Annotated in this window: 31 protein-coding genes; 21 read left to right on the top strand and 10 right to left on the bottom strand. The window is 64.1% G+C overall.

Going from position 1 to position 25,571, the window contains the following annotated elements; translation table 11 throughout:
• Window positions 1-70 precede the first annotated feature (70 nt).
• The gene (locus tag QAZ47_RS26100) at window positions 71-445 is read left to right on the top strand and encodes a hypothetical protein (protein ID WP_278203608.1); all 375 of its coding nucleotides are present in this window, start codon (window positions 71-73) and stop codon (window positions 443-445) included.
• 82 nt (window positions 446-527) lie between these two features.
• Here QAZ47_RS26100 and QAZ47_RS26095 read toward each other — a convergent pair whose 3' ends face one another.
• The 7 genes from QAZ47_RS26095 to QAZ47_RS26065 form a co-directional block, all read right to left on the bottom strand.
• Complete coding sequence (locus QAZ47_RS26095) at window positions 528-1,529, bottom strand: NAD-dependent epimerase/dehydratase family protein (RefSeq protein WP_278231259.1); 1,002 nt, start codon at window positions 1,527-1,529, stop codon at window positions 528-530.
• A 31-nt stretch (window positions 1,530-1,560) separates the two neighbouring features.
• The gene (locus tag QAZ47_RS26090; RefSeq protein WP_278203605.1) at window positions 1,561-2,637 is read right to left on the bottom strand and encodes a glycosyltransferase family 2 protein; all 1,077 of its coding nucleotides are present in this window, start codon (window positions 2,635-2,637) and stop codon (window positions 1,561-1,563) included.
• 5 nt (window positions 2,638-2,642) lie between these two features.
• A complete protein-coding gene (locus QAZ47_RS26085; RefSeq protein WP_278231258.1) occupies window positions 2,643-3,560 on the bottom strand; it encodes a lysylphosphatidylglycerol synthase domain-containing protein in 918 nt (305 codons plus the stop codon).
• Window positions 3,561-4,088: 528 nt separating this feature from the next.
• Complete coding sequence (gene galE, locus QAZ47_RS26080; RefSeq protein ID WP_278231257.1) at window positions 4,089-5,213, bottom strand: UDP-glucose 4-epimerase GalE; 1,125 nt, start codon at window positions 5,211-5,213, stop codon at window positions 4,089-4,091.
• Window positions 5,210-6,274: a UDP-glucuronic acid decarboxylase family protein gene (locus tag QAZ47_RS26075; protein WP_278231256.1), complete on the bottom strand. Its 1,065-nt coding sequence runs from the start codon at window positions 6,272-6,274 to the stop codon at window positions 5,210-5,212. Before QAZ47_RS26075 ends, galE begins: the two co-directional genes overlap by 4 nt.
• Window positions 6,275-6,798: 524 nt before the next feature.
• Window positions 6,799-7,155, bottom strand: coding sequence for a hypothetical protein (locus QAZ47_RS26070; RefSeq protein WP_278231255.1), 357 nt, complete (start codon window positions 7,153-7,155; stop codon window positions 6,799-6,801).
• Window positions 7,156-7,431: 276 nt separating this feature from the next.
• Window positions 7,432-7,905 (bottom strand): carboxymuconolactone decarboxylase family protein, encoded by a 474-nt coding sequence (locus QAZ47_RS26065; RefSeq protein ID WP_278231254.1) that lies wholly within the window; start codon window positions 7,903-7,905, stop codon window positions 7,432-7,434.
• A gap of 136 nt (window positions 7,906-8,041) precedes the next feature.
• On the opposite strand from QAZ47_RS26065, the gene QAZ47_RS26060 reads away from it, so the two are divergent.
• From QAZ47_RS26060 to QAZ47_RS26050, 3 genes are read left to right on the top strand one after another with little or no spacing between them, the layout of a single operon-like run.
• The gene (locus QAZ47_RS26060) at window positions 8,042-8,650 is read left to right on the top strand and encodes a TetR/AcrR family transcriptional regulator (protein WP_278231253.1); all 609 of its coding nucleotides are present in this window, start codon (window positions 8,042-8,044) and stop codon (window positions 8,648-8,650) included.
• Window positions 8,651-8,669: 19 nt separating this feature from the next.
• Window positions 8,670-9,293: a hypothetical protein gene (locus QAZ47_RS26055; RefSeq protein WP_278231252.1), complete on the top strand. Its 624-nt coding sequence runs from the start codon at window positions 8,670-8,672 to the stop codon at window positions 9,291-9,293.
• Between the two features lie 6 nt (window positions 9,294-9,299).
• Window positions 9,300-10,148 carry a 23S rRNA (adenine(2030)-N(6))-methyltransferase RlmJ gene (locus tag QAZ47_RS26050; protein WP_278231251.1) on the top strand — a complete coding sequence of 283 codons (849 nt, stop codon included), beginning with the start codon at window positions 9,300-9,302 and terminating at the stop codon, window positions 10,146-10,148.
• 24 nt (window positions 10,149-10,172) lie between these two features.
• Here QAZ47_RS26050 and QAZ47_RS26045 read toward each other — a convergent pair whose 3' ends face one another.
• Complete coding sequence (locus QAZ47_RS26045; protein WP_278231250.1) at window positions 10,173-10,928, bottom strand: AraC family transcriptional regulator; 756 nt, start codon at window positions 10,926-10,928, stop codon at window positions 10,173-10,175.
• A gap of 181 nt (window positions 10,929-11,109) precedes the next feature.
• Between QAZ47_RS26045 and QAZ47_RS26040 the strand changes: the two genes are divergently transcribed.
• The 4 genes from QAZ47_RS26040 to QAZ47_RS26025 all read left to right on the top strand — a co-directional run bounded on the left by QAZ47_RS26040 (window position 11,110) and on the right by QAZ47_RS26025 (window position 14,453).
• Window positions 11,110-11,532 (top strand): VOC family protein, encoded by a 423-nt coding sequence (locus QAZ47_RS26040; protein WP_278231249.1) that lies wholly within the window; start codon window positions 11,110-11,112, stop codon window positions 11,530-11,532.
• A 171-nt stretch (window positions 11,533-11,703) separates the two neighbouring features.
• Entirely contained in the window at window positions 11,704-12,066 is a 363-nt protein-coding gene (locus QAZ47_RS26035; RefSeq protein WP_278231248.1) for a DoxX family protein, read from the top strand.
• A gap of 108 nt (window positions 12,067-12,174) precedes the next feature.
• Window positions 12,175-12,627: a hypothetical protein gene (locus QAZ47_RS26030; RefSeq protein WP_278231247.1), complete on the top strand. Its 453-nt coding sequence runs from the start codon at window positions 12,175-12,177 to the stop codon at window positions 12,625-12,627.
• A gap of 278 nt (window positions 12,628-12,905) precedes the next feature.
• Window positions 12,906-14,453, top strand: coding sequence for an FAD-dependent monooxygenase (locus QAZ47_RS26025; RefSeq protein ID WP_278231246.1), 1,548 nt, complete (start codon window positions 12,906-12,908; stop codon window positions 14,451-14,453).
• A 28-nt stretch (window positions 14,454-14,481) separates the two neighbouring features.
• Here QAZ47_RS26025 and QAZ47_RS26020 read toward each other — a convergent pair whose 3' ends face one another.
• Window positions 14,482-15,075 carry a TetR/AcrR family transcriptional regulator gene (locus QAZ47_RS26020; RefSeq protein ID WP_278233876.1) on the bottom strand — a complete coding sequence of 198 codons (594 nt, stop codon included), beginning with the start codon at window positions 15,073-15,075 and terminating at the stop codon, window positions 14,482-14,484.
• 104 nt (window positions 15,076-15,179) lie between these two features.
• On the opposite strand from QAZ47_RS26020, the gene QAZ47_RS26015 reads away from it, so the two are divergent.
• From QAZ47_RS26015 to QAZ47_RS25995, 5 genes are all read left to right on the top strand, one after another.
• A complete protein-coding gene (locus QAZ47_RS26015) occupies window positions 15,180-15,728 on the top strand; it encodes a DinB family protein (protein ID WP_278203590.1) in 549 nt (182 codons plus the stop codon).
• 404 nt (window positions 15,729-16,132) lie between these two features.
• The gene (locus tag QAZ47_RS26010; protein WP_278203588.1) at window positions 16,133-16,516 is read left to right on the top strand and encodes a hypothetical protein; all 384 of its coding nucleotides are present in this window, start codon (window positions 16,133-16,135) and stop codon (window positions 16,514-16,516) included.
• Between the two features lie 279 nt (window positions 16,517-16,795).
• Window positions 16,796-17,392: a glutathione S-transferase family protein gene (locus QAZ47_RS26005; protein ID WP_278203587.1), complete on the top strand. Its 597-nt coding sequence runs from the start codon at window positions 16,796-16,798 to the stop codon at window positions 17,390-17,392.
• 222 nt (window positions 17,393-17,614) lie between these two features.
• The gene (locus QAZ47_RS26000; RefSeq protein WP_278203585.1) at window positions 17,615-17,992 is read left to right on the top strand and encodes a TfoX/Sxy family protein; all 378 of its coding nucleotides are present in this window, start codon (window positions 17,615-17,617) and stop codon (window positions 17,990-17,992) included.
• A gap of 85 nt (window positions 17,993-18,077) precedes the next feature.
• A complete protein-coding gene (locus QAZ47_RS25995) occupies window positions 18,078-18,494 on the top strand; it encodes a GFA family protein (RefSeq protein ID WP_278203584.1) in 417 nt (138 codons plus the stop codon).
• 69 nt (window positions 18,495-18,563) lie between these two features.
• On the opposite strand, the gene QAZ47_RS25990 is transcribed toward QAZ47_RS25995, so the two are convergent.
• A complete protein-coding gene (locus tag QAZ47_RS25990) occupies window positions 18,564-19,220 on the bottom strand; it encodes an outer membrane protein (protein WP_278203583.1) in 657 nt (218 codons plus the stop codon).
• Between the two features lie 412 nt (window positions 19,221-19,632).
• On the opposite strand from QAZ47_RS25990, the gene QAZ47_RS25985 reads away from it, so the two are divergent.
• The 8 genes from QAZ47_RS25985 to crcB all read left to right on the top strand — a co-directional run bounded on the left by QAZ47_RS25985 (window position 19,633) and on the right by crcB (window position 25,565).
• Window positions 19,633-20,397, top strand: a complete 765-nt coding sequence (locus QAZ47_RS25985) for an SDR family oxidoreductase (RefSeq protein ID WP_278231245.1) — start codon at window positions 19,633-19,635, stop codon at window positions 20,395-20,397.
• Window positions 20,394-22,490 carry an excinuclease ABC subunit UvrC gene (gene uvrC, locus QAZ47_RS25980; RefSeq protein WP_278203581.1) on the top strand — a complete coding sequence of 699 codons (2,097 nt, stop codon included), beginning with the start codon at window positions 20,394-20,396 and terminating at the stop codon, window positions 22,488-22,490. Before QAZ47_RS25985 ends, uvrC begins: the two co-directional genes overlap by 4 nt.
• Window positions 22,491-22,595: 105 nt before the next feature.
• A complete protein-coding gene (gene pgsA / locus QAZ47_RS25975) occupies window positions 22,596-23,192 on the top strand; it encodes a CDP-diacylglycerol--glycerol-3-phosphate 3-phosphatidyltransferase (protein ID WP_128257719.1) in 597 nt (198 codons plus the stop codon).
• A gap of 1 nt (window position 23,193) precedes the next feature.
• Window positions 23,194-23,451, top strand: a complete 258-nt coding sequence (gene moaD, locus QAZ47_RS25970; protein WP_127861528.1) for a molybdopterin converting factor subunit 1 — start codon at window positions 23,194-23,196, stop codon at window positions 23,449-23,451.
• Window position 23,452: 1 nt separating this feature from the next.
• Window positions 23,453-23,932 carry a molybdenum cofactor biosynthesis protein MoaE gene (locus tag QAZ47_RS25965; RefSeq protein ID WP_278203579.1) on the top strand — a complete coding sequence of 160 codons (480 nt, stop codon included), beginning with the start codon at window positions 23,453-23,455 and terminating at the stop codon, window positions 23,930-23,932.
• Between the two features lie 78 nt (window positions 23,933-24,010).
• Entirely contained in the window at window positions 24,011-24,427 is a 417-nt protein-coding gene (locus QAZ47_RS25960; protein WP_278203577.1) for a YbaY family lipoprotein, read from the top strand.
• Window positions 24,428-24,712: 285 nt separating this feature from the next.
• Window positions 24,713-24,982 carry a hypothetical protein gene (locus tag QAZ47_RS25955; protein ID WP_278203575.1) on the top strand — a complete coding sequence of 90 codons (270 nt, stop codon included), beginning with the start codon at window positions 24,713-24,715 and terminating at the stop codon, window positions 24,980-24,982.
• A gap of 190 nt (window positions 24,983-25,172) precedes the next feature.
• The gene (gene crcB / locus QAZ47_RS25950) at window positions 25,173-25,565 is read left to right on the top strand and encodes a fluoride efflux transporter CrcB (RefSeq protein ID WP_278203574.1); all 393 of its coding nucleotides are present in this window, start codon (window positions 25,173-25,175) and stop codon (window positions 25,563-25,565) included.
• The last annotated feature ends 6 nt before the right edge of the window (window positions 25,566-25,571 follow it).

Below are 25,571 nucleotides of genomic sequence, written 5' to 3'. Positions count from 1 at the left end.
ACACGGAGAAAAGCAGAGGGAAATATAGCGCCGCTCTCTGGCGAACTATATTTCACGGCTGGGGGCGGCAATGAGGAAATTCGTGGAAAGCGCCGCGACGGCCGGCAAGAAATACACCCACGCCTTTGCCGCGCTTGCGCTCGTCTCCATGATGTCTGGCTGCCAAGCCATGGACGCGACCAAGACCGCCTCGATCGACGGCAACAAGCCCGTGGTGAACGCGCCCGCGAAGCGGCTCTATCGCAAGCCTTTGACGCAGATGACCAGCGTGACGCGGATAAGGCAAGAGCCCTACGCGGCCTTCGTGCGGCCGCAGCGTGTCGGCGCGCCGGCGCCGACAAAGGCTTCCTACAACCCGGGCGGTGCCGGCCCGCTGCTTGGCCGCTCGCCCTGGATTTGCGGCCCGAGCGGCTTTGGCCAACGCGCGGCCTGCCGCGCGCGCTGAATCGATACCGGCGCGCGGTCTGTCGCGCTGAACCGAAATAAGCGTCGCTGCCGGGGGGCGTGGTGAGCCGGGGGCGAGAGGATCAGCGCGGCCGCGCGCGCTGCCTCTTGCCCTCTGGCCGCCATTCCTGCCGATACCAGTCGACGAATTTCGCCAGTCCTTCCTCGATCGACACTTTCGGCTTGAAGCCGAAATCGTGCTCCAGCGCGCCGGTGTCGGCATAGGTCTTCTCGACCTCGCCGGGCTGCATGGGCAGGTTTTCGCGGATCGCCTTGACGCCGAGCAGGCTTTCCAGCGTCTCGATGAAGCGGCCGAGATGCACCGGCTGGCTGTTGCCGATGTTGTAGATGAGATGCCTGGGTCCGCTTGCCGGCGGCGGCCGGTCGAGCACCGCAAGCACGCCGTCGACGATGTCGTCGACATAGGTGAAGTCGCGCCACATCTCGCCATGGTTGAAGACGCGGATCGGCTTGCCGGCGAGCATCGCCTCCGTGAAGATCCAGGCCGCCATGTCCGGGCGTCCCCAGGGGCCGTAGACGGTGAAGAAGCGCAGCCCGGTCTGCGGCAAGCCGTAGAGATGCGAGTAGGTCGAACTGATCAGCTCGTCCGCCTTCTTGGTCGCCGCATAGATCGACACCGGATTGTCGACGCGGTCGCCCTCCGCGAACGGCACCTTTGTGTTGCCGCCATAGACCGAGCTCGACGAGGCATAGACCAGATGCTTGATCCCGGGCAGCGCCCGGCAGAACTCCAGCACCTCGAGGTGGCCGACGATGTTGGCGTGGATATAGGCGCGTGGATTTTCGAGCGAGTAGCGCACCCCGGCCTGGGCGCCGAGATGAACGATGCCGCTCACCCTTTCGCCTTTCAGCGCCGCCGCCAGCGCGCCCGGCTCGGCGATGTCGAGCTGGTGGAACGAGAACCCCTTTTGATCCGAAAGCAGGCCGAGCCGCGCCGCCTTCAGCGCCGGATCGTAATAGGCGTTCATGTTGTCGACGCCGACAACGGCGTCGCCGCGCGCGAGCAGGCGCTGGCAGACATGGCTGCCGATGAAGCCGGCGGCTCCGGTCACCAGGATGGTCATGCGCGGACCTCCGATGAGGGCAGGGGCGGGATCATTTCCGGCGCGGGCTTTTCTTGGCGCCTGCCGGCGGGCTCGGCCGGCGCCAGCCGTCGCCTTCGCCATGCGCGGGCTGCGGGCGCGCCACATAGGCGAGCGCGCCGTTGGCTTCGAGATAGACGCGCGACAGCATTTCGGCGAGCACGCCCGACGTCACCATCTGCAGGCCGGCGATCACCAGGAAGAAGCCGGTGAACAGCATCGGGCGCGTTCCGATGTCCTGTCCGAAAAACACCTTCAGGCCAAACAGATAAGCCAGCACCATGGAGCCCAGCACGCCGAGCACGATGCCGATGCCGCCGAAGAAGTGGCCGGGCCTGGTGCGGTAGCGCATGAAGAAGAACATGAAGACGAGGTCGAGCACCACGCGGAAGGTGCGCGAGATGCCGTATTTGGACTGGCCGTGGATACGGGCATGATGCGTCACCACTTCCTGGGCGATGCGGCGCGGCGTCGTCACTGTCGCCAGCCAGGCCGGGATGAAGCGGTGCATTTCGCCATAGAGCCGCACGCTGCGGATGACGCTGCCGCGGAAGACCTTCAGGCTGCAGCCGTAGTCCTTCAGCCGCACGCCGGTGACGCGCGCGATCAGCGAGTTGGCGATGCGCGACGGCAGCCGGCGCATCCAGAAACCTTCCTGGCGGTTCTTGCGCCAGCCGGCGACGAGGTCGAGGTCCTCGATCAGCAGGCGATAGACCATGCGCGGTATGTCGAACGGGTCGTTCTGCAGGTCGCCGTCCAGCGTCGCGATGACGTCGCCGCGGGCGGCATCGAGGCCTGCCTGCATGGCCGCGGTCTGCTTGAAGTTGCGCACCAGCTCCACGGCGTGCACGTGCGGACCGTATTCGGCCGCGAGCCTGCGGATTTCGTTCGGCGTGGCGTCGGTGCTGCCGTCGTCCACCAGCACGACTTCCCAGGGCTGGCTGTAATTCTCCATCGCCTGGTGAATGCGCACCAGCAGCGGCTCGACATTGTCGGCCTCGTTGTACATCGGAATGACGATGGACAGCTTGTGCTCGGGCATGACGGCGCCCTCGGGCAGTCCCGTGACAGGAATGGGAAGCACGTTCATGGCGGTCATTTCCTTGCGGGCCCCGTGGCCGGGCTCTCCGGCAGCGTCGATTTCGAGGGAAACAGCCAGGCGATGGCGCCGGTGGCGACCGCCGAGCAGAGGATGAAGAGATGCAGCGCAAGCGCGGCCTGCAGGCCGTTCTTCATGGCGATGCCGGAATAGAGCAGCGCCGCCGCGGCGCCCGCCTCGTAGGTGCCGAAACCGGCGACCCCCTGCACTGGCAGGATGGCGGCGGCCTCGGCTCCGACAGCGCCGGGAAAGGCGGTCTGGAAGGAGGTGCCGAGCAGCATGGCGAGCAGCCATCCCTGCACGGCAAGCTTCAGCGTCCAGTTGGCGACCGTCCACCACCAGCCGTAGCGCGAGCGTCCGGTGGCCTCGGTGAAGATGTCGCGCAGCTTGCCGAGCCTTGAGACGATGCTGCCGCGCCTTGCCCAGTCATGCGGCGCGCGCGCCCAACGCGGCAAGTACCAGGCGACGGCGATCAGCGCAGCGATGCCCGCGGCCCTGAGCGCCGGATGCAGGCTCGGCCACACAAGGCAGGCAAGCACGCCGACGACGAAGGCATCCTGCAGCCTGAACCACAAAAGCGAGGCGCCGGCGCGCACGATCGAAATACCGAACACCTGCCGCAACAGGATCGGGAAGGCGGTCTCGCCGCCGCGGAACGGCACCACGTTGATCATGGCGTTGTGGATCAGGATGACGCGCAGGCAGGCACCGAAGCGGCCGTTCACTTCGTCGCGGAACTCGTCGCAGACGCGCAGCGCGCGCAGCACATAGGTGACGAACAGCGCCGCCGTCACTGCCACGAAGGCGCCGGGCGTAATGCTGGCGAATGCATCGCCCACCATCTTCCAGCGCGAGTCGCCGGCAAGCCATGCCAGCAGCGCCAGGGTGACGATTATCGAGAATGCTCGCTTCAACCAGTTCTCCAAGTGGCGTCGACCGCCGCGTTCCGGGCAATTGCTTTGATTTCCAAATCCGCGGCGCGGCCGAGTGTTGGCCTACATCGCCGCATGTCTTGCCGGTTTCCGACGGCGTGGCGGGGTCGCCAAAATTCCGAGCCTTCGCCGATCTTCGGCCCGTTCAACGTCTCTGCTCCATCATAAGCGGCTGATCCTATAGACCAGCGGCTTGCTCAAATCCACATACTTGGTTTGGCCTGCCGGGCGGGCGCGACCGTCGGTCCGGTTCGGCGGGTCGAGTTAAAGCATGTCTCCCGAAAGTGGGAACCGGTTTCGGGACAAAGACATGCGTAAAATCAAAAACCTAAAGTGCACGGAGCGAATCTGAAAGATCGCGACGCGCTTTAGGCTGAAATCCGACCTGACGGCTCTATCGACGGGCAAACCTGGCGGCGACGAAGAAGACTACATCGCCCGTAAATGGAGTTTCCCGGAACTGCTCGAGGATCAAGCAGGAGGCTCGCTGAGACAAGTCTTCGACCCGGCTCAGCGAGCCCTGCGCCCCGACACACTACTCACGGGGACGACTGCCAGCCCGTGTGGGCTGGCTTTTTTTCGTGGCGTCGCCGGCACGCGGCGCGCGCCTTGCGCGCGAACGGCCGCGGACGCGTTGAATGCCTTCGGCTTCAGGATCGGCCCCAGCCCGAAGAAGGGCGCGGCGGTCCGTATGATGGTGTCGATATCGGACGATTTCGCCACGAAGCCGAGCTTCTCCCGCGCCAGGCTCGGATCGGCGTAAAGCTCGGCTGGATCGCCCGGGCGCCGCGCCTTGTAGACCACCGGCACCGGGCGGCACGTGATCCGCCCGACGGCTTCGAGGATCTCCCTGACGGAAATGCCCTGGCCGGTGCCGAGATTGACCGACAGGCTCCTGCCGCCGGCTTCCAGATGCACCAGCGCCTTGAGATGCGCGCGGGCGAGGTCGTTGACATGGATGTAGTCACGCACGCAGGTGCCGTCCGCCGTCGCGTAGTCGGTGCCGAAGACCTCGATCGCACCGATCGTGCCGGACGCTGCCATCAGCACTCTGGGAATGAGATGGGTTTCGGGCGTGTGCCACTCGCCAAGCTCGCCTTCGGGGTCGGCGCCGCAAGCGTTGAAGTAGCGAAGGATCGCGTATTTCAGGTGATAGGCCGAGGCGTAGTCCCTGATGATCTCTTCGCCCATCAGCTTGCTGCGGCCATAGGGACTGATCGGCTTCTGCGGCGAGGTCTCGTTGACCGGCAGCGCCTGCGGCACGCCATAGGTCGCGCAGCTCGAGGAAAATATCACCTTGTCGATGCCGTTTGCCCGTGCCGCGTCCAGCACCGCGATCGTGCCGCCGACATTGGTCGAATAATAGTCCGCCGGCTCGCGGACCGACTCGCCGACATAGGCAAGAGCGGCGAAATGAATGATCGCCTCCGGCCGGTGCGTAACGATTGCCCGCTGCAATGCATTGCGATCGCGGATGTCGCCGACCACCAGTGGACCCCAGGCGACCGCCTTCTCGTTGCCGCGGCTTAAGTTGTCGTAGACCACGGGCAGGTAGTCGGCCGCCGAGAGCAGCTTGCAAGTGTGGCTGCCGATGAAGCCGGCGCCACCCGTGACCAGAACGGGGCGCGAGGTCATGGCGCCGTAGCCTCCCTGAGGGACAGGCGGCTGCTCCGCTTTGCAGCGAGCGGGCGACCGTTGCCCAGCAATGCTTCAAAATAGGCTGCCGTACGGGCAAGTCCTTCGTTGAGCGTGACCTTTGGCTCCCAGCCGAGATACTGCCTGGCAAAGGCGATATCGGGCTTGCGCTGCCTGGGGTCGTCGACCGGCAGAGGCCGGTGCACGATGCGTGAGCGGGAGTTCGTATAGTCGACCACCAGCTCGGCCAATTCCATGATGGTGAACTCGACGGGATTGCCGAGATTGACCGGATGCTGCAGCGCCAAAGGCACGTTCATCAGGCGCACGAACCCCTCGATCAGGTCGTCGACGAAGCAGAAGGAGCGCGTCTGGGTGCCGCTGCCATAGACGGTGATGTCTTTGCCGCGCAGCGCCTGGACGATGAAATTCGACACCACGCGGCCATCGTCGGGCCGCATGCGCGGGCCGTAGGTGTTGAAGATGCGCGCGATGCGGACATCGATGCCGTATGTCCGCGAATAATCGAAGAACAGCGTTTCGGCCGAGCGCTTGCCCTCATCGTAGCACGAGCGGGGTCCATGCGTGTTGACGTTGCCGAAATAGCCTTCCGGCTGCGGATGCACCAGCGGATCGCCGTAGACCTCGGAGGTCGAGGCCTGGAAGATCTTGGCGTTGCGTCGCCGGGCGAGCTCCAAAAGATTGATCGAGCCCAGCACGCTGGTCTTGAACGTATGGATCGGATCGGCCTGGTAGTGCGGCGGGGAGGCGGGGCAGGCGAGGTTGTAGATCTCGTCTACGGCGAAATCCGCCGGCAGTTCGTCGACGATGTCGTGCTTGATGCAGGTGAAGGAGGCATCGCGGGCCATGCCGGCAAGATTGCATCTTTTGCCGGTGTGGAAATTGTCCAGCGCGATAACCTCATAGCCATCGGCCAGCAGCCTTTGGCACAGATGAGAGCCCAAGAAACCCGCTCCGCCGGCAACCAGCGCGCGAGCGCGATCTGCATGCCTGCGTCCCGACCTGCTGTCGAGCTTCAGAACCTTGACGACCCTGCCCATGGCGTCCTCATACTCGCAACACACTAGCCTTCCGGGCCGGGGCAACACCGTCGCCCGACCAGGTCAAATCACGGCGGTCCGCACGCGCGGAACCGCTACGACCGATGTGTTTTTTCTGAGTTCGCGGGGCCGTTGCCGTACGGCTTATCTTCGCCGCTCCAGCGTCCCTTCGCCCCTGAGTCGCGATCCACGAATAATGGCTGCCACCATCGCGGACTGCTCGCCCAAATTGCACACCCAACGCATATAAAGATATACCTGTGCGCTGCACAGTCAACTGAATTAGCGTTTCGTTAACCCCGCCGGTTTGCCGGCGGTTAATCATAATCGGCGCGATTGGGCGTGTCGGTGGTTGAAACTATTGCCGGCGTGTCGTCCGTGAGAACGCAGTGAAACAGCGCGCATTCTGCGGCGCATCACGAAGAGCGTCGGTTGGCATCATGACATTGTAAAGCAGAGCGCAAAGAATAGACTTCGCTGCGGCGCTCGGCGCATCCACCATTATTTCAGAGCCAAATCGGACATCAGCTATTTTGTACTGAAAGCGGTCCGGTGACTCTCGGGAAGCAATGCGATTGCTGTCCGAAGCCACTCGGACTGCAAATATATGTGGCATTTCCGAAATGGGGGTTGTCGCTCACGGCAGCGGCAGGGGCCTGTGCTGTTCTTGTATGTGCAGTCCGACCTGGTTTCAAATCGATCAAGGCGGCCTTACCGCTCTCGGATCCGTTGAAAGCAGTAGATTGATCCGGTCCAAAGTATTGGCAGCCGAAGATTGCTAGGGTTGTTCCAAGAACGAGAAATCTATTTAAAAATTTACCACCGAAGGGGAGATGTTTGGTTCGTGATGGTCCGCTTTGTTGTTCGCGAATGATGATCATCAAAAGTCCTCTTGAGCGCGCGACATGCCCCACGGCCGAGTCATTGGCCGGCAACCCACCCTCGGTGACATTATGCAAATATGGTTAATTTTAGCGATGGCTGTTTGAGCGTATTTTCGATGCAAGGCGCAAGGGCGCCTGAGCGGCGTTCGCGGGCCGCTCACACCCACCAGTTGTCAGGCCCGTGGCAGGCAATCATCGTGCGTGGGGCAAGAAACATGGCCCACAGTTCACGGGGCCATGTTTATGGACGATCGCGTTGTTGGAAGGCCGATTTCACTCCCCGCCCATGTCCTTCTTGAACTGGGCGAGATCGACCTGCATGCCGTTGAAGATGGTGCTCCAGTGGCGCGTCAAGGCGGTCATGGTGACGGCCTCCTGGATCTCCTCGTCGGTGGCGCCTGCGCGCTTGGCGTTCTCGGTGTCCGACCAGATGCAGTAGCTGCAGGGGATTTGCGCCGCGACCGCCAGCGAGATCAGCGACTTCACCTTCGGCGACAATGCCGTCTTGTCGCTGAGCTCGATGGCCTTGACCTCGGCCCAGGCGCCGGGCAGACCGGCTTTCGGGAACTGTTTCACGAAACCGGGCACGCCGCCCATCGTCGACTGGATGTCCTTGATGGCGGCGTCGTAGTCGTCGGCGCTGGCCGGCGCCGAGGTCAGCATGGTGGCAAGCACGCCCGCGGCAGCGAGCAGCGAAGCGGAACGAAGGCAGGAATGCACGGTCGAGACGATGCGAATGACGGACACGATATTCTCCTCTGGTTTTTGTTAGCCTTACGGTGTAAGGTGTTTCGGAACATGAACCTTACAGTGTAAGTTGTCAAGCGGCGCCATGGACTCACCGATCAAAAAAAAGCGAACCCGCGGCAGGCTGTCCCGCGAGATGATCGAGGACGCCGCCTTCGAGGTGATCGAAAGGGAAGGGCTCTCCGGCTTTTCGATGCGCAAGCTGGCCGCGGCGCTCGGCTGCGAGGCGATGAGCATCTACCATCACTTTCCCTCGCAGGCGCATCTCTACGAGGCGCTGGTCGACCGGCTGATCGCGCCGCTGAAGATGCCGGACCCGGGCTTGCCATGGCGTGAACGGATGCGCTTGGCGGTTCTGGACTATCGGCGCATCGGTCGCGAGCATCCTGCCTTCGCGATCTACTTCCTCAGCTACCGGATGAATTCACCCACCTGCCTCGCCTATATCAACGGCATCGTCGGCTTGTTCAATGACGGCGGCTTCGGTGAGGAGATGGCAGCAAGGCTGTTCCGCGCCATCGGCTACTATCTTGGGGGCGCGGTGCTCGACGAGACCGCGGGTTACGCCAAAGGTCCGTCGGCGGTCACAACGGTGACCAGCGAGCAGCTCGAGCGCGATTTCCCGAACATCGCCGCTGCAGGGCGTTATTTCGGCACTGCTGAATTCGACAAGACCTTCGATCTCGGCCTCGAAATGCTGCTGGACGAGATGGAGCGCATCCGCGACGCTGCAAAAGCGAAATAGCTCGAAGGCCTGCCTCTGAATGCGCTTCCTCTCGGTTCTTGCCCTCATCGCCGGTGCAGCCCTCGGCGTCTTCTATCCATGGGCGATGAGCAATTTCTCCGGCCATGCGATCGGCACATACCGCGTCTATGAGGGCGGCCGCTTCCGTCCGGTCACCGTTCAACTCGCGGCCGGGGATGCGCCCGTTAGAGTGCTGGTCGACCTCACCGCGCGGGCCGAACGCGTCGCCTCGCAGCAGCGCACCGTGCTGACGCTGACCGCGGCAAGCGGCGGCCGCACGGCGCTCGCATCGACGCTCTCCTTCAACCACACCGACAATCCGCGCCAGGTGAGCCCGCAATTGCCCGACAAGATCTTTCGCGACGAGGCCGGCGTTATCGAGAGGGTCACACCCGGACCTTACCTCTTCACCGTCGGTCCGGGCGACGCCGACGGCATCGACATGCGCGCCGTCGATGTGATCCTGCGCGCCGGCACCGGCTCGACCGACGAAAGGGCGCGGCCGGCAGGCTATGCGCTTATGGGTATCGGGCTGGCAGGGCTGGTGCTGTCGCTGGTCCTTGGCCGTGGCAACAAGCCGCCGCAGAACCCGAACTCGCAGCCGCCACCGCCGCGCTGGGGCCGCGGCGGTTCTGAAAGGTAAGCGCACATGAACTACCGCCACGCCTATCACGCCGGCAATTTCGCCGACGTCGTCAAGCATGCCGTGCTCAGCCGGCTGGTCGAGTACCTCAAGCAGAAGGACAAGGCTTTTCGCGTCATCGACACGCATGCCGGCATCGGCCGCTACGACCTCGCCTCGGTGGAGGCCGGCAAGACCGGCGAATGGCAGGACGGTATCGGCCGGTTGTTCGGGCACGCCCTCGAGCCTCGGGCGGCGGCGCTCCTCCAGCCTTATCTGGATGCGGTGCGCGCGGAAAATCCCGACGGTGGCCTCCGCCGCTATCCCGGCTCGCCGCTGGTCGTCAGGCGCCTCCTGCGCAACCAGGACCGGCTGACGGCGATCGAATTGCACCCCGAGGACGCCGCGCGGCTCAAGGCCGTCTTTGCCGGCGATTTCCAGACAAGGGTGATCGAGCTCGACGGTTGGCTGGCGCTCGGCGCGCATCTGCCGCCGAAGGAGAAGCGCGGCCTGGTCCTCGTCGACCCGCCTTTTGAGGAGGAAGGCGAGTTCCCCCGTCTCGTCGAGAACCTGCGCCGGGCGCATCGCCGCTGGCCGGGCGGCATCTACGCGCTCTGGTATCCGATCAAGGACCGCAAGGCGGTCGCCGCCTTCCGCGCGGCGCTGCGGGAAACCGGCATTCCGAAACTGCTCGATATCGGCTTCGAGATCCGGCCGGCCTCGAACGAACCCAGCCTCGACGGCAGTGGCATGGTGGTTGTCAACCCACCCTTCACGCTGGAGGGGGAATTGCGGGTGCTGCTGCCGGCCTTGCATGGAGCGCTTGCCGTCGAACAGCCCGCGCGCTGGACGATCGAATGGCTGGCCGGTGAGTAAGATCGCGACCGGACGAAGATTGAGCTATGCCAGCGCCCCCGGCGTGATGCCGGTCAGCCGCCGGCTCTCGCGGATCAGGTGCGCCTGGTCGGCATAGCCGGCCTCGATCGCCAGCACCGCTGTCGAGGCGTCGCCGGCCTTCTCGCGCAAGCGCCGGAAACGATGGAAGCGCAGGATGCGATCGAGCGTTTTCGGCCCATAGCCGAAAGCATCCTCGAAGCGTCGGCGCAGCGTCCGCTCGCTCATATGCAAGTGGCGCTGCAGGAAGGGAACCAGCGGCGTCTCGGGCGGCAGGCCTTCATCGATGACCTCGAAGGCTCTGCCCATCAACGGATCGAGCGCATCGTGCCCCTCGGTATGCGCGCCGACGATATTCTCCAGCTGCCGCACCATGCCGGCGAGGTCGGGCGTGGCCTTGATGCGGTCGGACAGTTGCCTGGAGCGCGTGCCCCAGAGCTCACCGAGGTCGAGCCGGCCGCCGACGATCTCGCCGGCCGGCACGCCGAGCCAGCCGGCGGCGGCTCCTGGCCGGAAGCGGAAGCCGACGATCACCGAGCCGGCCGGCGGTCTCTCGATCTGCGGCTCCTTGTCCGGCCCGGCGATACGAAAGCGGCCGTCGATCCATTGCAGGTCGATGGTCGCGTCCGGCGTGATGACGATCGGCGGAACGTCCTGCTCCGCCATGCGATGGACCCAGACCGCGCAGAAGGCGCTGGCCAGGCCCGCGGCAGCGGGCCTTTGCTGAAAGAAGCCGGTGGACTGGGCCAGTACCGCTTCCATGTCTTCTCCGATCCGCTCCGGCATTCCCCGGCTGATCGACGTCTGCCATTTTGGCCGAAATCTTCAATGCCGGCCGCCTCATCCGTGGCAAAACGAATGCAAGGTCACGGCGCTTCAGGCGCTTCCATGAGGCCGCATTCGTACTCGGACGTGGTCACGAATATAGAAAGGAGTGAGAGAAATGAAAGCTCGCATCACCGTCATCACGCTTGGCGTCGATGATCTGGAAGCATCGCTCAAATTCTACCGCGACGGCTTGGGCCTGCCGACCGAAGGCATCATCGGCCGCGAATTCGAGCATGGCGCCGTCGCCTTCTTCGAGCTCGCCGGCGGCTTGAAGTTCGCCATCTTCGAGCGCTCGAGCATCGCCCACGACGCCACGGTGCCGCAGAGCGGCCGCAGCCCGACCGAGCTCACCGTCGGCCACAATGTGGCGAACGAGGCCGAAGTCGATGCGGTGATGGCCGAGGCCGTCAAGGCCGGCGCGCGCGTGGTCAAGCCGGCGCAGAAGACCTTCTGGGGCGGCTACGCCGGCTATTTCCAGGACCCCGACGATCATCTTTGGGAGGTCGTTTACAACCCCGCTTTCATACCGAAGGGCTGAGAGACCGTTTGGAAATTCTACTCCGGTGGCCATCTGCGCTTCCGGTGCTCACGGACCTGAATGTCCGCTGCGCTCCGGCCGTAGGCCGGTTCTCGAACCACCGCCATATGGCTCACCGGAGCGAATTTCGAAACGGACTCTAAGCCGCGGGAAAGCCCACAGGAGGCCGATATGCCCATTGCAACCATCCAGGCGATAGGCGCGCTTCTTATCGGTGGCGTGTTCGTCGTCGCCGGCATCGAGCATTTTGTGAAATTCGAGGCGATGTGCACTTATCTGGCGAGCCGGAAATTCCCGGCTCCCGCTCTCATGCTCGCCGCCGGCTCCGCGCTCGAGATTATCGCCGGCCTGATGCTGGCGTTCGGCCTTGCCGTGCCTTTCGCCGCCGCCGCTCTCATCCTGTTCACGCTGGCGGCGAACTTCATGCTGCTGCGCTTCTGGGTCTCCGAGGAGCCGGAGCGGCAGGCGCTGCGCAACGCCTTTCTTATCAACGTCGCAGTCATCGGCGGGCTGCTGCTGGCCGGCGCGGGTTAGCGAGCGCGCCCTGCGACCGTTGCTTTCCGGAAACCATTGTCTTCGCAACCGCTTGACCGCCGCCGAGCGAATCCGCAGAGTGCGCGCAATCGACCTTGAGAGGCTGTCATGACTCGCTTCGCTCATTCCGCCCTTGCCGCGCTGATTTCGCTTTTGACGCCGCTAGGCACGTCGCTTGGCTTCACCCAGGCCGCGCATGCCGCCGATCTTTCCGTCTACACCGAGGATGACGGCAGCGTCTGCGGTGAGGCCTGGGTGCTGAACAAGATCACCGACCGCTTCGCCTATCAGGTAAAGCACGTACCGCATCTGCCCAATGTCGCGATCGCCGACTTCCATCGCATCCACCAGCACCGCTATTTGCCGGCCAGCGACGAATGGCCGATCGGCCGCCACTATTGCGGCGCCACCGTCAGCCTGTCGGACGGCCGCGACCGCACCATCTGGTACCTGATCGAGGAGGGGCAGGGCTTTGCCTCGATCGGCGACAATGTCGAGTTCTGCGTCTCGGGCTTCGACCGCTGGATGGTCTATAACGGTCGCTGCCGCGTGCTCAGATAAAGGTCGGCCAAGCTTCCAGACTGGGACAAACAGCCTTATTGCCGCAGTTGCACCCGTGTGCGTTGCGAAGCAAGCGGGGCAACGTTATATGGCCCATGTCGGAAAAGGCAGACTTGGTCTGGTAAGCCCAAGTCCTTTCGGTAACGAAAGCTCTGGTCTTTGGCCTCGTGCAGGAGATCCCCACGACGAACATCGGACGCCCTGGCGTCCAAATGTTCGTCCGTGTGGTTCTCAAAAGTGAGGAACGCTCCGGTCGAACATCGACAAAGGAGCAGTTCATGCACAACCACCCCTCCCTCTATGATGTTGTCATTGCCGGCGCCGGCCCTGTCGGCCTGTTTCTTGCCTGTGAGCTACGCCTAGCCGATCTCTCGGTGCTGGTGCTGGAGCAGGCACAGGATCCACGCTCGCCGCTGAAGCGGCTTCCATTCGGGATGCGCGGCCTTTCGGCGCCTACCATCGAAGCCTTCTACCGCCGAGGGCTGCTGAACGATGTTGCCGCGCCGCGGCTTGCGAAAGATGGCGCCGGCGGTGTTGCCGCCGCCGCGCACTGGATGCAACAGACGCGTCGGCCAGCCGGCCATTTCGCTGGCATCCAGTTCTACCATGACGACATCGACACCTTGAAGTGGCAGTATCGGCTGCCAAGTCGGGCGGGCACCAACATGGCGGTCGAGATGGAGTCTCTTGAAGCCGTGTTGGCCGCTCGCGCAAACGCGATGGGTGTCGAGATCAGGCGCGGCCTCGGTGTCGAGGCGTTCGATCAAACCGATAACGAGGTGGCCATTCGCGCCGGTGCCGAGACCTTCCGCGGCCGCTGGCTTGTCGGTTGCGACGGCGGCCGCAGCACGGTGCGCAAGGCCGGCGGCTTCGAGTTCACCGGTACCGATCCGGAGTTCACCGGCTATTCCGTCGAAGTCGAGATGGCCGATCCGGACAAGCTCCGCCACGGCCGCCATTACACCCCGACGGGCATGTATACCTATACGCGGCCGGGGACGATCGCGATGGTCGAGTTCGATGGCGGCGCGTCCCACCGAGCCCTGCCGCTCACGCTGGAGCACGTGCAGGCGGTGCTGCGCCGCGTTTCCGGCACTGACGTCACCGTGACCGAACTTCGGCTTGGCACCACCTGGACGGATCGTGCCTATCAGGCGACGACGTATCGCAACGGACGGGTCCTGCTCGCGGGCGATGCAGCGCACATCCATTCGCCATTGGGCGGCCAGGGGCTCAACCTCGGGCTCGGCGACGCGATGAATCTTGGATGGAAGCTTGCCGCCACCATCCGCGGCGACGCTTCGGCCGGCCTGCTCGACACCTATGCGAGTGAGCGACATCCGGTGGGCGTGCAGGTTCTCGACTGGTCCCGCGCCCAAGTCGCGCTGATGCGGCCGACCCGCAGCACGCGTGCGCTCGAAGCCATCATCCGCGATCTCATCGACACCCGCGATGGCGCGACCTATTTCGCCGAGCGCGTGTGGGGCGTCGCGCTGCGCTATGATCTTGGCGGCAGCCACCTGCTCGTCGGCCGAAGCGTTCCTGATTTCGAACTGGCTGATGGGACGAAGGTCGGCGACCTCCTCAGTACCGGTAAAGGTCTGTTACTGGACTTCGACTCTCGCGCGCCGCTTCGGGCGCTTGCAAGCCGATGGCGCGGACGGATCGCCTATGTTGCTGGCGAGGCCGGCGATCGTCTGGGTTTGAGCGCTGTGCTGGTGCGCCCCGACGGTTTCGTTGCCTGGGTCAGCGAGGACACTCCAGACGATGAGGAAGCTTCCGGGGCTGCGTCACGTTGGTTCGGCGAACCGACGTGGCAGGGTTGATTGCGCCGACCGCCGGCCCTTGCCATCGTCAGGCCCTTGCGCCCTGACCCGAAAGATAGGCGCAGATCATCTCGCCGAGCTGCTTCTGCAGTTCCGGCGCGTCGAGCATGTTGCGGCGCGCCGCATTGTGGATCACGCCCTCGATCGCCGAGGAGAGCACCCGCGCCATGGTCTCGGTATCCTTGCGGCGCCGGCGGTATTGCGCCACGGCCGCCGCATAGTGCTCGAGATAGCGGGTCTGGAACGAGGCATGCGCGGCGCGCGAGCCGCGGTCGCCCGGCGCTTCGTCGAGCAGCACCTGATGCAGCGTCGGGTGGATGCTGTGCGCGGCGATCATGCCGCGCACCAGCTCGCGCGCGAACTGCCTGAGCGGCTTCTCCTCGGCCGCGGCTTCGCGGATGACCGACAGCACATGATCGAAGTGGCGGCGTCGGATGGCGTCGACCAGGGCGAGCTTGTCGGGGAAATATTGATAGAGCGAGCCGATGCTCACACCGGCGGCCTCGGCCACCTTGTTGGTGCTGAAGCCCGCCCAGCCGGTCTCGCACAGAACGCGAGCACCTGCTTCGATAATTGCCTCGACGGTGGCGACCGAGCGCGCCTGGCGTGGCTCCTTGCGCATGCGTGCGGCTGGCTTTGCAATGCGAGTGGACATCCTGGCCGGGTCTCCCGAGAATATAAACAGGATACTCACATTTAACTCCGACGCAAATGGGGCCCGAACAGATGAGTGCCAGGACCTTGCTGAAGAGCCTGCTTGTCTATCAGGCCTGGGCGAATGACGAACTGCTGGGGAAGCTTGTCGGGATGGATCCGTCTCGCAACGCTAAGGAATGTCACGCCGCGCTGAGGCTGATGAACCACATCCATGTCGTGTCGCGGATTTTTGCCGCGCACCTGACGGGTATCGCGCATCGCTATGCGAGCGACAACACCGAGGAGACGCCGGAGCCGGCCGAGCTGCGCGCCGCCATGGCGGAAAGCGACCGCTGGTATCTCGACTATGCCGAAACCGTTTCGGAGCAATGGCTTGCGGAGCCGGTCGCCTTCACTTTCACCGACGGTGACAGGGGCCGTATGACCCGCCAGGAGATGTTGACCCACGTCGTCCTGCACGGCGGCTATCATCGCGGCGAGGTCGGCCGCATGCTTGCCGACATCGCGGTCACCCCGCCCTGGGACACTTATGCCGTCCATCTGCACCGGGCGGAACCGTCGCGTCGCCTGCGGGCGCAGTCCGGGCCGCCGACGCCTGAGGCAGGCTCCAAGATGTGAGCAGAAAACTCACTTTCCCGTGGACAAGCTATGCCGCCGTTCTCGCTCCGTTTTGCTGTGCCCCAGTCTGTAGATATGTCTTCTGGACAAGATAAAGCGCGGGGTTAGGCACGCTCTTTCCATTATGAGCAGATCGCTCACATTTGACATTCTGCACAACGAGAATATGTCTGGATGAACCGGCGATAGAGAGCATGGCGAATTCTCGGCAGTGGAACTTCACTTCGACAAACAAAGATTCGCTGACGATTTTTGCGTCGATGCGCTTGGCAGCACAGCTTGTGTAACCAAAATTCAATATCTGAAAATCATTGTGTTGCTTCGCTGGCTAGACAGTCGCGAGTCAGATATGCATGAGCACGCCGGGTCACTCACGACCTTTGGCAAAACGCAAGGGGCATCGCATGGCAAAGACGACAACCAAGGCGCCGGCGGCGAAAGCGCCGGCAAAGAAAGCGGCACCGAAGGCTGCCGCGAAACCTGCAGCAGTGAAGAAGGCAGCAGCACCGAAGGCAGCCGCCAAGGCTCCGGCCAAGGCAGCGGCAAAGCCCGCCGCGAAGGCCGCGGCAAAGCCGGCCGCGAAGGCCGCGGCGAAGCCGGCCGCGAAGGCCGCGGCTAAGCCCGCCGCCAAGGCAGCAGCCAAGGCTCCGGCCAAGAAGCCGGCCGCCAAGCCTGCCGCGAAGGCAGCGGCGAAACCCGCCGCCAAGGCGCCGATGAAGGCCGCCGCCGCCAAGTCGACGGCAGCGGTGAAGAAGGCGCCGGCAAAGAAGGCGCCTGCCAAGAAGTAATCGCGTAGCTTCGCTCGCGGACCGACAGGTGAGGACGGGTGCCGTCGAGGTACCCCTCTCGCCAGTTTAGCGTGACAGCGGGCGAGGTTGGAGCGGACGCTCCTGCTAAAGCTCCCGGAACTTTGCCATTTGGCAAATTTCCGGGAGCTTTTTCCTTTCTGGCCTCGCCAGTCGCCTTTGTTTCCCCTGCACATTGGCCGCCTTGTTTACTACTGCTGGCCGTTGCCCTCGGGAGCCCATTCGGTCAACAGTGCGCGCAAACAATTGGGAACCCCGATAATGCCGAAGCTGCTCTACGCCTCCGCGTCACCCTACAGCTCGAAGGTCCGTATGGCCGCTCAATATGCAGGCATCGCCGTCGACCTCGTGCCGGTCAAGACGGAGGACAAGCCGGCGCAGCTGATATCGGCCAATCCGTTGGGCAAGATCCCGGTGCTGGTGCTGGAGGACGGCCGCACGGTGCATGACAGCCGCGCCATCACCCAGCATCTCAACCGGCTGTCGAAGAACGCGCTGTTCCCGCGCAATCCCGACAAGCGGCTCGAGGCCGAGGTACTGGAGGCGCTGGCCGACGGCATCTGCGACTGCGCGCTGTCGATGGTCTATGAGCGGCGCACGCGCCCTGACACCATGGTCTATCAGCCCTGGCTCGACCGCCAATGGGCGAAGATCACCACCGCGCTCGACCTCCTCAACGCCAACCCGCCGAAACTGCCGAAGAAGATAACCGCCGGCCAGATGGCGCTGCGCGCCACCCTTGGCTATCTCGCGTTGCGTTTCGGCGGCCAGTGGGAAAAGGGTCGCGGCCGGCTGGTCCGCTGGGCCGCGCGCTTCGATGAGAAGTTTCCGGAGCTCAAGGGCTGCGTGCCGGGGTGAAAGCGCCTCTCCTTCTCCCCTTGTGGGAGAAGGTGGATCGGCGCGATAGCGCCGAGACGGATGAGGGGTGCTGGAAGAAACGAGGCGTGTTAAAAGTGGAGAGATTTTGATTGCTACCTCGTCAAGGGAGCGATCCGTCCAACACCCCTCATCCGACCGAGCTTCGCTCGGCCACCTTCTCCCACAAGGGGAGAAGGGAGGGCAAATCGCGGAGGGCTGAGCATGGCAAAGTCAGTCACCAGTATGGCACCCGACCCCATGGTCGAGCGCCTGCGAGCAGCCCTCGGCCGGCGCGCCTTCACCGAACAGAAAATGTTCGGCGGCACCTGTTTCATGATCAACGGCAACATGCTGATCGGCACGTCCAAGCGCGGCCTGCTGGTGCGTGTCGGCAAGGAGGCGCATGGCGAGGCCGCCGCCCGCCCCCATGCGAGCCCGATGGAAATGGGCGGGCGCTCGATGGAAGGCTATGTCCATGTCGCGCCGGAGGGCACGGCGAGCGAAGCCGAGCTCGGCCGCTGGCTCGATCTCGCGCTGGCCTTCGTTGAGACTTTGCCGCCGAAGATCAAATCCGCCAAGGTCGCAAAGAAGCGCGCATAAGCCGCTGGCCCGCCACCTTCTGGACTGTGATGTGCCAGTATTTGTCGAGCTGCCTTGAGAAACGCAGGGGCCAGGGGAGGAAGCAATGGCGCTCGATGGACGTTGCATGTGCGGGGCGGTCACCTGGACCTATTCCGGGGACACCACGCGAAACCTGGTCTGTCACTGCGCCGACTGTCAGCGGGCGACATCCGCTCCCTTCACCGCCTTCCTGGGCATGAGGCCGGAGCAACTGAGATGGACGGGCGACATCAGGCACTATGAAAGCAGCCCGAATACGTTTCGCGGATTCTGCCCATCCTGCGGCACGAGGCTCTGTTTCCGTTCCGACAGATGGCCTCACGAGATCCACGTTCACGCCGCCACCATGGCGAATCCGCAGGACTACCTGCCGGACGCGCAGGTCTTCATGCCCTCGCGCGCGAAATGGCTCGACCGGCTGCCGTCGATTCCGGTCCATGATGGCTTTCAGCAACAGCCGGCGGATCAGTCAGGCGCCTGATCCTCCGGCGTCGAACACAAAAAAAGCCGGGCGCGAGGCCCGGCTTTTCCGTGTCGTGGCTTGGACGACTTAGAACTTCATACCGACGCCGAAGGTGACGCGGTTGTCCTTCGACTTGACGTTGCCGGTTGGACCAAAGTCCTTGTCGCCGTAATCGGTGTAGCGATACTCGACGCGGCCGAACACGTTGTCGGTGATCTTGATGTCGGAGCCGACGCCGGCCGTCCAGCCGACCATCGCCTTGCTGTCGTTGGTGCCGAGGAGGTCATCCGTGATCTTCTGGTTCTTGGCGGCGAGACCGCCGGTGCCATAGAGCAGGATTTCCGGGGTCACCGCGTAGCCGAGGCGGGCGCGCAGCGAGCCTTCGAGGCCGCCCTTGGCATGGATGCCGGCGCTGTCGCCCTTGACGCCGTTGTAGCCGAGATCGGCTTCAGCGCCGTAGACGAAGTTCTCCTGCTGCCACTGATAGCCGCCGAAGACGCCGCCGATGAAGCCCTTGGTCTTCACGTTGACGCCCTGATCCCGGGCATCGGCATGACCGCTGAAGCCGTAGCCGAGGCTGATACCGGCGTAGGGGCCGGCCCAGGAGGCGACGGGAAGTTCGGCGACCGGGGCGGGGGCCGGCGGCTCTTCCTGGACCACGTCCGCGGCATAAGCGGTACCGCCGAGGGCGAAGAGCCCGAGCGCAACCGCCAGCGGCCGCGCAAACTTGAGATTGGCTTGCATTGTTGTTTTACTCCTTAAGCCACAAGACACTAGGCTTTTATGTTCATGAATGCCCCGGCCCGTCCGGGGGGATAAACGGGCCTGGCGCTCAACGGTTCCAAATGTCGTGCTGAAATACGGCTGAAGCGAACCTGAACTTGGGTCATTCCCTGGCGCGAATGAGGCTGAAAGGTGACGTTGCAACTTCGCAACAGCGAATGTCAGCAGGCTAATCATGTTGCGCTGCACACCGCTTGGTTCAAGGGGTCCGGCGACATATATTGCGCTATGAGAAGCCCCGAATCCGGGCCGGCAAGCGTGCGTACGGGCCGCTTCGCCACATTCCTGCCCCAGGTGGAAATGGCATTTAACTCTTGGCCCGTCATATTGTGCCGGCTTCCCGGAATCGTGAAGCCGATTGAGGATTGACAACATGAATGAAGCCGCTGGCGTGGCGCTGGTGACGGGGGGAGCGAGAAGGATCGGCAAGGCGATTGTCGAGGATCTGGCCGCGCATGGCTTTGCCGTCGCCATCCACGCCAACCGTTCCGGAGCCGAGGCCGAGGCCCTGGCAAGCCGCATCAGGGACAAGGGCGGCCGCGCCACCGTGGTTGTCGCCGATCTCACCGACATGGACGCGGTCGGCGATGTCGTCGGCCGCTCCGAAGCCGCCCTTGGCCCGGTAACGCTGCTCGTCAACAACGCCTCCTTGTTCGTCGACGACCGGATCGAGGATTTCGACTGGCAGGCTTGGGACCGCCACTTCGCCATCCATGTGAAGGCGCCGGCGCTGCTGGCGCAGAATTTTGCTCGCGCCTTGCCGGAAGGCGCAGAGGGGCTGATCGTCAATGTCGTCGATCAGCGTGTCTGGCGGCCGACGCCGCGCTATTTCTCCTATGCGCTGTCGAAATCGGCGCTGTGGACACAAACGCAGATGCTGGCGCAGGCGCTCGGGCCGCGCATTCGCGTCAACGCCATCGGCCCCGGCCCGACGCTGAAGAACAAGCGCCAGGACGACGAGGATTTCGGCAGGCAGGTCGAAGGCCTGATCCTGAAGCGGGGCCCGCAATTGCCGGAATTCGGCGCCACCATCCGCTATCTCTGGGAGGCGCGCTCGGTGACCGGCCAGATGATCGCGCTCGACGGCGGCCAGCATCTTGCATGGCAGACGCCCGATGTGACAGGCATGGTGGAATGAGTCCCGCAGACCACAAGCATAGACGAAACGGCGCCGCCGATCTGCCGCCCGATGTCGACCCCGAAATCGACATCGAGGACGAGGCGGCGGAGGAGATCGTCGAGCCCGAAGCGGTTCTGGCCGCTCCCGACGTCGCCTTCACCGCGATAGACTGGACGCCGCATGCCGGCGACGCCGACGGCATGGTCGGCGCCGAGGTGATCCAGACCTTCGTCAAGCGGCTGCCCAATCAGCCCGGCGTCTACCGCATGATGAACGCCGCCGGCGACGTGCTCTATGTCGGCAAGGCGCGCAGCCTGAAGAAGCGCGTCACCAACTACGCGCAGGGGCGCTTCCACACGGCGCGCATCGGCCGCATGGTGCGCGAGACGGCGACGATGGAGTTCGTCGTCACCCGCACCGAGATCGAGGCGCTGCTGCTCGAGGCGAACCTCATCAAGCGGCTCAGGCCCCGCTTCAACGTCTTGATGCGGGACGACAAGTCGTTTCCCTACATCCTGCTCACCGGCGATCATGTCTCGCCCGGCATTTACAAGCATCGCGGCGCGCGCTCGCGCAAGGGCGACTATTTCGGCCCCTTCGCGTCGGCCGGCGCGGTCGGGCGCACCATCAATTCGCTGCAGCGCGCCTTCCTGCTGCGGAGCTGCACGGACTCCTTTTACGAGAACCGCACGCGGCCCTGTCTGCTCTACCAGATCAAGCGCTGTGCCGGCCCCTGCACCGGCGAAATCTCGCATCAGGGTTATGCCGAACTGGTCGCCGAGGCGAAGGATTTTCTCTCCGGCCGCAGCCAGAAGGTGAAGACCGAGATTTCGGCCGCCATGCAGCAGGCCTCGGCAGAACTCGATTTCGAGCGCGCCGCCATCTATCGCGACCGCCTAGCGGCGCTCTCGCATGTGCAGGCGCATCAGGGCATCAACCCGCAGACGGTCGAGGAAGCGGACGTCTTCGCCATCCACCAGGAAGGCGGCCAGACCTGCATCCAGGTGTTCTTCTTCCGCACCGGCCAGAACTGGGGCAACCGCGCTTACTTCCCCAAGGCCGATCCGGCGCTGGAGCCCGCCGAGGTGCTGGGCTCGTTCCTGGCGCAGTTCTATGACGACAAGCTGCCGGCGCGCACGCTGCTTCTCTCCCGGGCGGTGCAGGAGCAGCAGCTGCTCGCCGAAGCGCTCTCCACCCGCGCCGGACGCAGGATAGCGATCTCGGTGCCGCAGCGCGGCGAGAAGAAGGATCTGACCGACCACGCGCTGCAGAACGCCCGCGAGGCGCTCGGGCGGCGGCTGGCGGAAACCTCGACCCAGGCGCGGCTGCTCACGGGTTTCGCCGAGACCTTCGGCCTGCAAAAGCCGCCCGCGCGCATCGAGGTCTACGACAACTCGCACATCATGGGCACCAACGCGGTCGGCGCCATGGTCGTCGCGGGGCCGGAAGGTTTTGTGAAGAACCAGTACCGGAAATTCAACATCCGCTCGACCGAGATCACGCCGGGCGACGATTTCGGCATGATGCGCGAGGTGATGGAGCGGCGTTTCTCGCGGCTGCTCAGGGAACACGGCGACACCAAATCTTCAGGCGCGGCGGGCGCCGAGGCCGAGGACGATACGGCCGAGGACCTTGTCGAAGCCGACGGCGGCTTCCCGGCCTGGCCGGACGTCATCCTGATCGACGGCGGCCAGGGCCAGATGACGGCGGTGCGCAAGATCTTGTCCGATCTCGGCATCGAGGACCGCGTCGTCGCCATCGGCATCGCCAAGGGGCCCGACCGCGACGCCGGCCGCGAGCGCTTCTTCGTCAAGGGCAGGGACTCCTTCATGCTGCCGGTGCGCGACCCGGTGCTCTATTTCGTCCAGCGCCTGCGCGACGAGGTGCACCGCTTCGCCATCGGCTCGCACCGCGCCCGCCGCAAGAAGGAGATGGTCAAGAGCCCGCTCGACGAGATCGCCGGCATCGGTCCCGGCCGCAAGCGGGCGCTGCTCCATCATTTCGGCACCGCCAAGGCGGTCAGCCGCGCCGCGGTCGAGGACCTGGTCAAGGTCGACGGCATTTCCGAGCATGTGGCGAAGCTGGTCTACAACCATTTTCATGACAGCTGACCATTCTTGCGCCTATTTTGGGCTGACCAATCGAATCTCGCCTGTTGACCCCCCACATCGGCTTCTGATTTGAGTAGGCAGGCGGAGAAGAGTTCCCGATCAGATATGGCCCAGCGCGCGTTCAACCTGCCGAACATCCTCACCTACGCCCGCATCATCGCGGTGCCGCTGGTGGTGCTGTGCTTTTTCCTCGAGGGCCATCTGAAGTCCTCCGACTTCGCCCGCTGGTCGGCGCTGGTCATCTTCCTGCTCGCCTCCATCACCGACTATTTCGACGGCTACTTCGCGCGCGCCTGGCAGCAGACCTCCAACATAGGCAAGATGCTCGACCCGATCGCCGACAAGCTTCTGGTCGCCACCTGCCTGCTGCTTTTGGCCGCCGACACCGACCGGCATGGCGGCATCGCCGGCTGGTCGCTCTGGGCGGCGATCATCATCCTGTGCCGCGAGATACTGGTCTCGGGCCTGCGTGAATACCTGGCCGCCTTGAAGGTCTCGGTGCCGGTGACGCAGCTCGCCAAATGGAAGACAACCATCCAGATGGTCGCCATCGCCTTCCTTCTCGTCGGCCCGGCCGGCGACAAGATCTTTCCGCTGACCACCCAGATCGGCCTGGTGCTGCTGTGGATCGCAGCGCTCGTCACGCTCTATACTGGCTACGACTATTTCCGCGCCGGCCTGAAGCACATCATGGACGAGTGAAATGTCGACGAAACTCATCTATTTCGCCTGGGTACGCGAGCGGATCGGCAAGCCGGAAGAAGATGTCGAGCTGCCGGCCGGCATCGAGACGGTCGCCGACCTGTTGCGCTGGCTGAAGTCGCGCGGCGAGGAATATGAAAACGCCCTGCAATATCCGGACGTCATCCGCGTCGCCATCAACCAGGAACATGTCGGCCACCGCGAGAAGATCGCGGGCGCGCGCGAGATCGCGCTTTTCCCGCCGATGACCGGAGGCTGAGGTGGCGAGCACGATCGTGCCGGCCATTCGCGTCCAGCGCGAGGATTTCGACGTCGCCGCCGAGATCGCCGCCCTGACGAAGGGCCGCGCCGACATCGGCGCCGTGGTCACGTTCTCGGGTCTCTGCCGCGACGAAGAGGGCGCGCTCGCGGCGCTCGAGCTCGAGCACTATCCAGGCATGGCCGAGGCCGAGATCGGCCGCATCGCCGCCGAGGCGGTTCTGCGCTGGCCGCTGCAGGGGCTCACCGTCATCCACCGCCACGGAAAGATCGCGCCCGGCGAGAACATCGTGCTGGTGGTTGCGGCCTCCGCGCACCGGCAAGCGGCCTTCGAGGCGGCGAATTTCTTGATGGATTATTTGAAGTCGCGCGCACCTTTCTGGAAGAAGGAGCACCGCGCCGACGGCTCCGAAGGCGGCTGGGTCGAGGCCAAGGAAGCCGACGACGAGGCCGCCGGCCGCTGGAAGAAATCAGACAAATAAATCCGGCCCCGGCCATTGAACGACCGCAATCCTTGCCGACCCTGCAAATCGGTTTGATTTGCTTGGCGGAGCAATCTCATGCTGGACAGGATCGCGGAGTTCTTCATCTTCGGCCTGGTGCCGCTGGTGGTCGGCGTGCTTGCCGTGCCGGAACTCTCGGGCGCCGCCGAAAAGACGCTGACAGGCGAAGTTACCTATCGCGAGCGCATCGCGCTGCCGCCCGATGCTGTGCTTTCGGTTGAGCTCGCCGACGTCTCGCTGGCCGACGCGCCGGCGACGATCATCGGCCAGCGCAAGATCGTGCCGGCCGGCCAGGTGCCGATCAGATTCGAGATCGCCTTCGATCCGAAGACGGTTCTGCCCGGCAGGACCTATGCGCTGCAGGCCCGCATCACCGTCGACGACCGGCTGCTGTTCGTCACCGACACTCGGCACCAGGTCGATCCGCTGGACGGCAAGCCGCAGACGATCGTGCTGAAGATGGCGGCGTCCTGACGCCCGCGGGACGGACGCAGCGGGATGCCGGAATTCCTACGGCGGCGATTGTTGATGCATGTCGCCCAAAAGTGCGAAGCGGTGGTGGGAGAATGACATGCATCAAAACCAAGACTTGAAGCGCGTCGCTTGAATTCGCTTCAGCGCGACGCGCTTTTTGGGAATAATTCAGGTACCCAAAGCGTTCACTTCCGAGATGGCGGGCAGGCAAAAGGGACATGTCCCTTCACTGACACTGCCAGACCGAAGGCGCGGTTCGATCTGGCCACTCAAAGGAGACCAGATATGAAAAAGCACGCGCTCATCCTTGCAGCAGCAGGCGTATCGTTGATAGCGCTTGCCGGTTTCGCCAGGGCGGACGACCATCTATTCAATGCCGAGCAGCACGGTCTCAGTCCCGACAGCCAGCCCTTCCAGACCAATAAGGCCGGCCACAGCGGCGACCTCGCGCCAGGACAGGGCAGTCCGTTCACCGGCGAGGAGACCAAGACGCCGGCCACCGACACCGACGCGGCGAACGATCATGCGAATGTGAAAGAGCGCCAGGCGAAGTAACGCACCTTCTGATGCCGGCGGAGCAGCGCCCCGCTCTGTCTTGCCGGCCATCTCCCCCATGAGGGGGAAGATTGGCAGCTTCGTCGGCAGCCCTGCTTTGCACGGTAGGATTTGTTTTTCCCGCTCGCATCGTGCCTTCTTTGTTAACGTGGTTCACTGAGTGGAATCGCATTTGGAAAGGCATGAAGCGATGACCCTTGCGGCCTGCGCCCTGGTCCTGATCGGCGGGTTCTTCGGCGGTATTTGCCGCTTCTTCCTGTCGGGCCTCGTCGGCCGCAGCGTCGGCGAGACCTTTCCCTGGGGCACGCTGGCGGTCAACGTCTCCGGCGCGCTCGCCATCGGCGCCTTCGCCGGCGCGGCCCGCGCAGTCGGCGGCGTCTTTTCCGCCGAGCTGGTGCGCGACCTGATCGTGGTCGGCCTGTTCGGCGGCTACACCACGGTTTCGTCCTTCTGCCTGCAGACGCTGAACCTGGCGCTCGACGGCGAGCGGCGGCTCGCCGTCTTCAACACCGTCGCCTCGGCGGCGCTCTGCGTGCTTGCCGTAGCGCTCGGCTTTTGGGCCGTCGCGCGGATGGCAGGGTAAAGCGCC

Source organism: Mesorhizobium sp. WSM4904 (assembly GCF_029674545.1).
Lineage (GTDB): Bacteria > Pseudomonadota > Alphaproteobacteria > Rhizobiales > Rhizobiaceae > Mesorhizobium.
The sequence above is the reverse complement of the archived record's forward strand: the minus strand, read 5'-3'. Positions and strand labels throughout refer to the sequence as shown.

Excerpts from the sequence above, each read along its gene's own strand:
- QAZ47_RS26100 (WP_278203608.1), top strand. The coding sequence starts at position 71 with ATGAGGAAATTCGTGGAAAGCGCCGCGACGGCCGGCAAGAAATACACC.
- QAZ47_RS26095 (WP_278231259.1), bottom strand. The coding sequence starts at position 1,529 with ATGACCATCCTGGTGACCGGAGCCGCCGGCTTCATCGGCAGCCATGTC.
- QAZ47_RS26090 (WP_278203605.1), bottom strand. The coding sequence starts at position 2,637 with ATGAACGTGCTTCCCATTCCTGTCACGGGACTGCCCGAGGGCGCCGTC.
- galE (WP_278231257.1), bottom strand. The coding sequence starts at position 5,213 with ATGACCTCGCGCCCCGTTCTGGTCACGGGTGGCGCCGGCTTCATCGGC.
- QAZ47_RS26075 (WP_278231256.1), bottom strand. The coding sequence starts at position 6,274 with ATGGGCAGGGTCGTCAAGGTTCTGAAGCTCGACAGCAGGTCGGGACGC.
- QAZ47_RS26070 (WP_278231255.1), bottom strand. The coding sequence starts at position 7,155 with ATGATCATCATTCGCGAACAACAAAGCGGACCATCACGAACCAAACAT.
- QAZ47_RS26060 (WP_278231253.1), top strand. The coding sequence starts at position 8,042 with ATGATCGAGGACGCCGCCTTCGAGGTGATCGAAAGGGAAGGGCTCTCC.
- QAZ47_RS26055 (WP_278231252.1), top strand. The coding sequence starts at position 8,670 with ATGCGCTTCCTCTCGGTTCTTGCCCTCATCGCCGGTGCAGCCCTCGGC.
- QAZ47_RS26050 (WP_278231251.1), top strand. The coding sequence starts at position 9,300 with ATGAACTACCGCCACGCCTATCACGCCGGCAATTTCGCCGACGTCGTC.
- QAZ47_RS26045 (WP_278231250.1), bottom strand. The coding sequence starts at position 10,928 with ATGGAAGCGGTACTGGCCCAGTCCACCGGCTTCTTTCAGCAAAGGCCC.
- QAZ47_RS26040 (WP_278231249.1), top strand. The coding sequence starts at position 11,110 with ATGAAAGCTCGCATCACCGTCATCACGCTTGGCGTCGATGATCTGGAA.
- QAZ47_RS26035 (WP_278231248.1), top strand. The coding sequence starts at position 11,704 with ATGCCCATTGCAACCATCCAGGCGATAGGCGCGCTTCTTATCGGTGGC.
- QAZ47_RS26030 (WP_278231247.1), top strand. The coding sequence starts at position 12,175 with ATGACTCGCTTCGCTCATTCCGCCCTTGCCGCGCTGATTTCGCTTTTG.
- QAZ47_RS26025 (WP_278231246.1), top strand. The coding sequence starts at position 12,906 with ATGCACAACCACCCCTCCCTCTATGATGTTGTCATTGCCGGCGCCGGC.
- QAZ47_RS26020 (WP_278233876.1), bottom strand. The coding sequence starts at position 15,075 with ATGCGCAAGGAGCCACGCCAGGCGCGCTCGGTCGCCACCGTCGAGGCA.
- QAZ47_RS26015 (WP_278203590.1), top strand. The coding sequence starts at position 15,180 with ATGAGTGCCAGGACCTTGCTGAAGAGCCTGCTTGTCTATCAGGCCTGG.
- QAZ47_RS26010 (WP_278203588.1), top strand. The coding sequence starts at position 16,133 with ATGGCAAAGACGACAACCAAGGCGCCGGCGGCGAAAGCGCCGGCAAAG.
- QAZ47_RS26005 (WP_278203587.1), top strand. The coding sequence starts at position 16,796 with ATGCCGAAGCTGCTCTACGCCTCCGCGTCACCCTACAGCTCGAAGGTC.
- QAZ47_RS26000 (WP_278203585.1), top strand. The coding sequence starts at position 17,615 with ATGGCAAAGTCAGTCACCAGTATGGCACCCGACCCCATGGTCGAGCGC.
- QAZ47_RS25995 (WP_278203584.1), top strand. The coding sequence starts at position 18,078 with ATGGCGCTCGATGGACGTTGCATGTGCGGGGCGGTCACCTGGACCTAT.
- QAZ47_RS25990 (WP_278203583.1), bottom strand. The coding sequence starts at position 19,220 with ATGCAAGCCAATCTCAAGTTTGCGCGGCCGCTGGCGGTTGCGCTCGGG.
- QAZ47_RS25985 (WP_278231245.1), top strand. The coding sequence starts at position 19,633 with ATGAATGAAGCCGCTGGCGTGGCGCTGGTGACGGGGGGAGCGAGAAGG.
- uvrC (WP_278203581.1), top strand. The coding sequence starts at position 20,394 with ATGAGTCCCGCAGACCACAAGCATAGACGAAACGGCGCCGCCGATCTG.
- pgsA (WP_128257719.1), top strand. The coding sequence starts at position 22,596 with ATGGCCCAGCGCGCGTTCAACCTGCCGAACATCCTCACCTACGCCCGC.
- moaD (WP_127861528.1), top strand. The coding sequence starts at position 23,194 with ATGTCGACGAAACTCATCTATTTCGCCTGGGTACGCGAGCGGATCGGC.
- QAZ47_RS25960 (WP_278203577.1), top strand. The coding sequence starts at position 24,011 with ATGCTGGACAGGATCGCGGAGTTCTTCATCTTCGGCCTGGTGCCGCTG.
- QAZ47_RS25955 (WP_278203575.1), top strand. The coding sequence starts at position 24,713 with ATGAAAAAGCACGCGCTCATCCTTGCAGCAGCAGGCGTATCGTTGATA.
- crcB (WP_278203574.1), top strand. The coding sequence starts at position 25,173 with ATGACCCTTGCGGCCTGCGCCCTGGTCCTGATCGGCGGGTTCTTCGGC.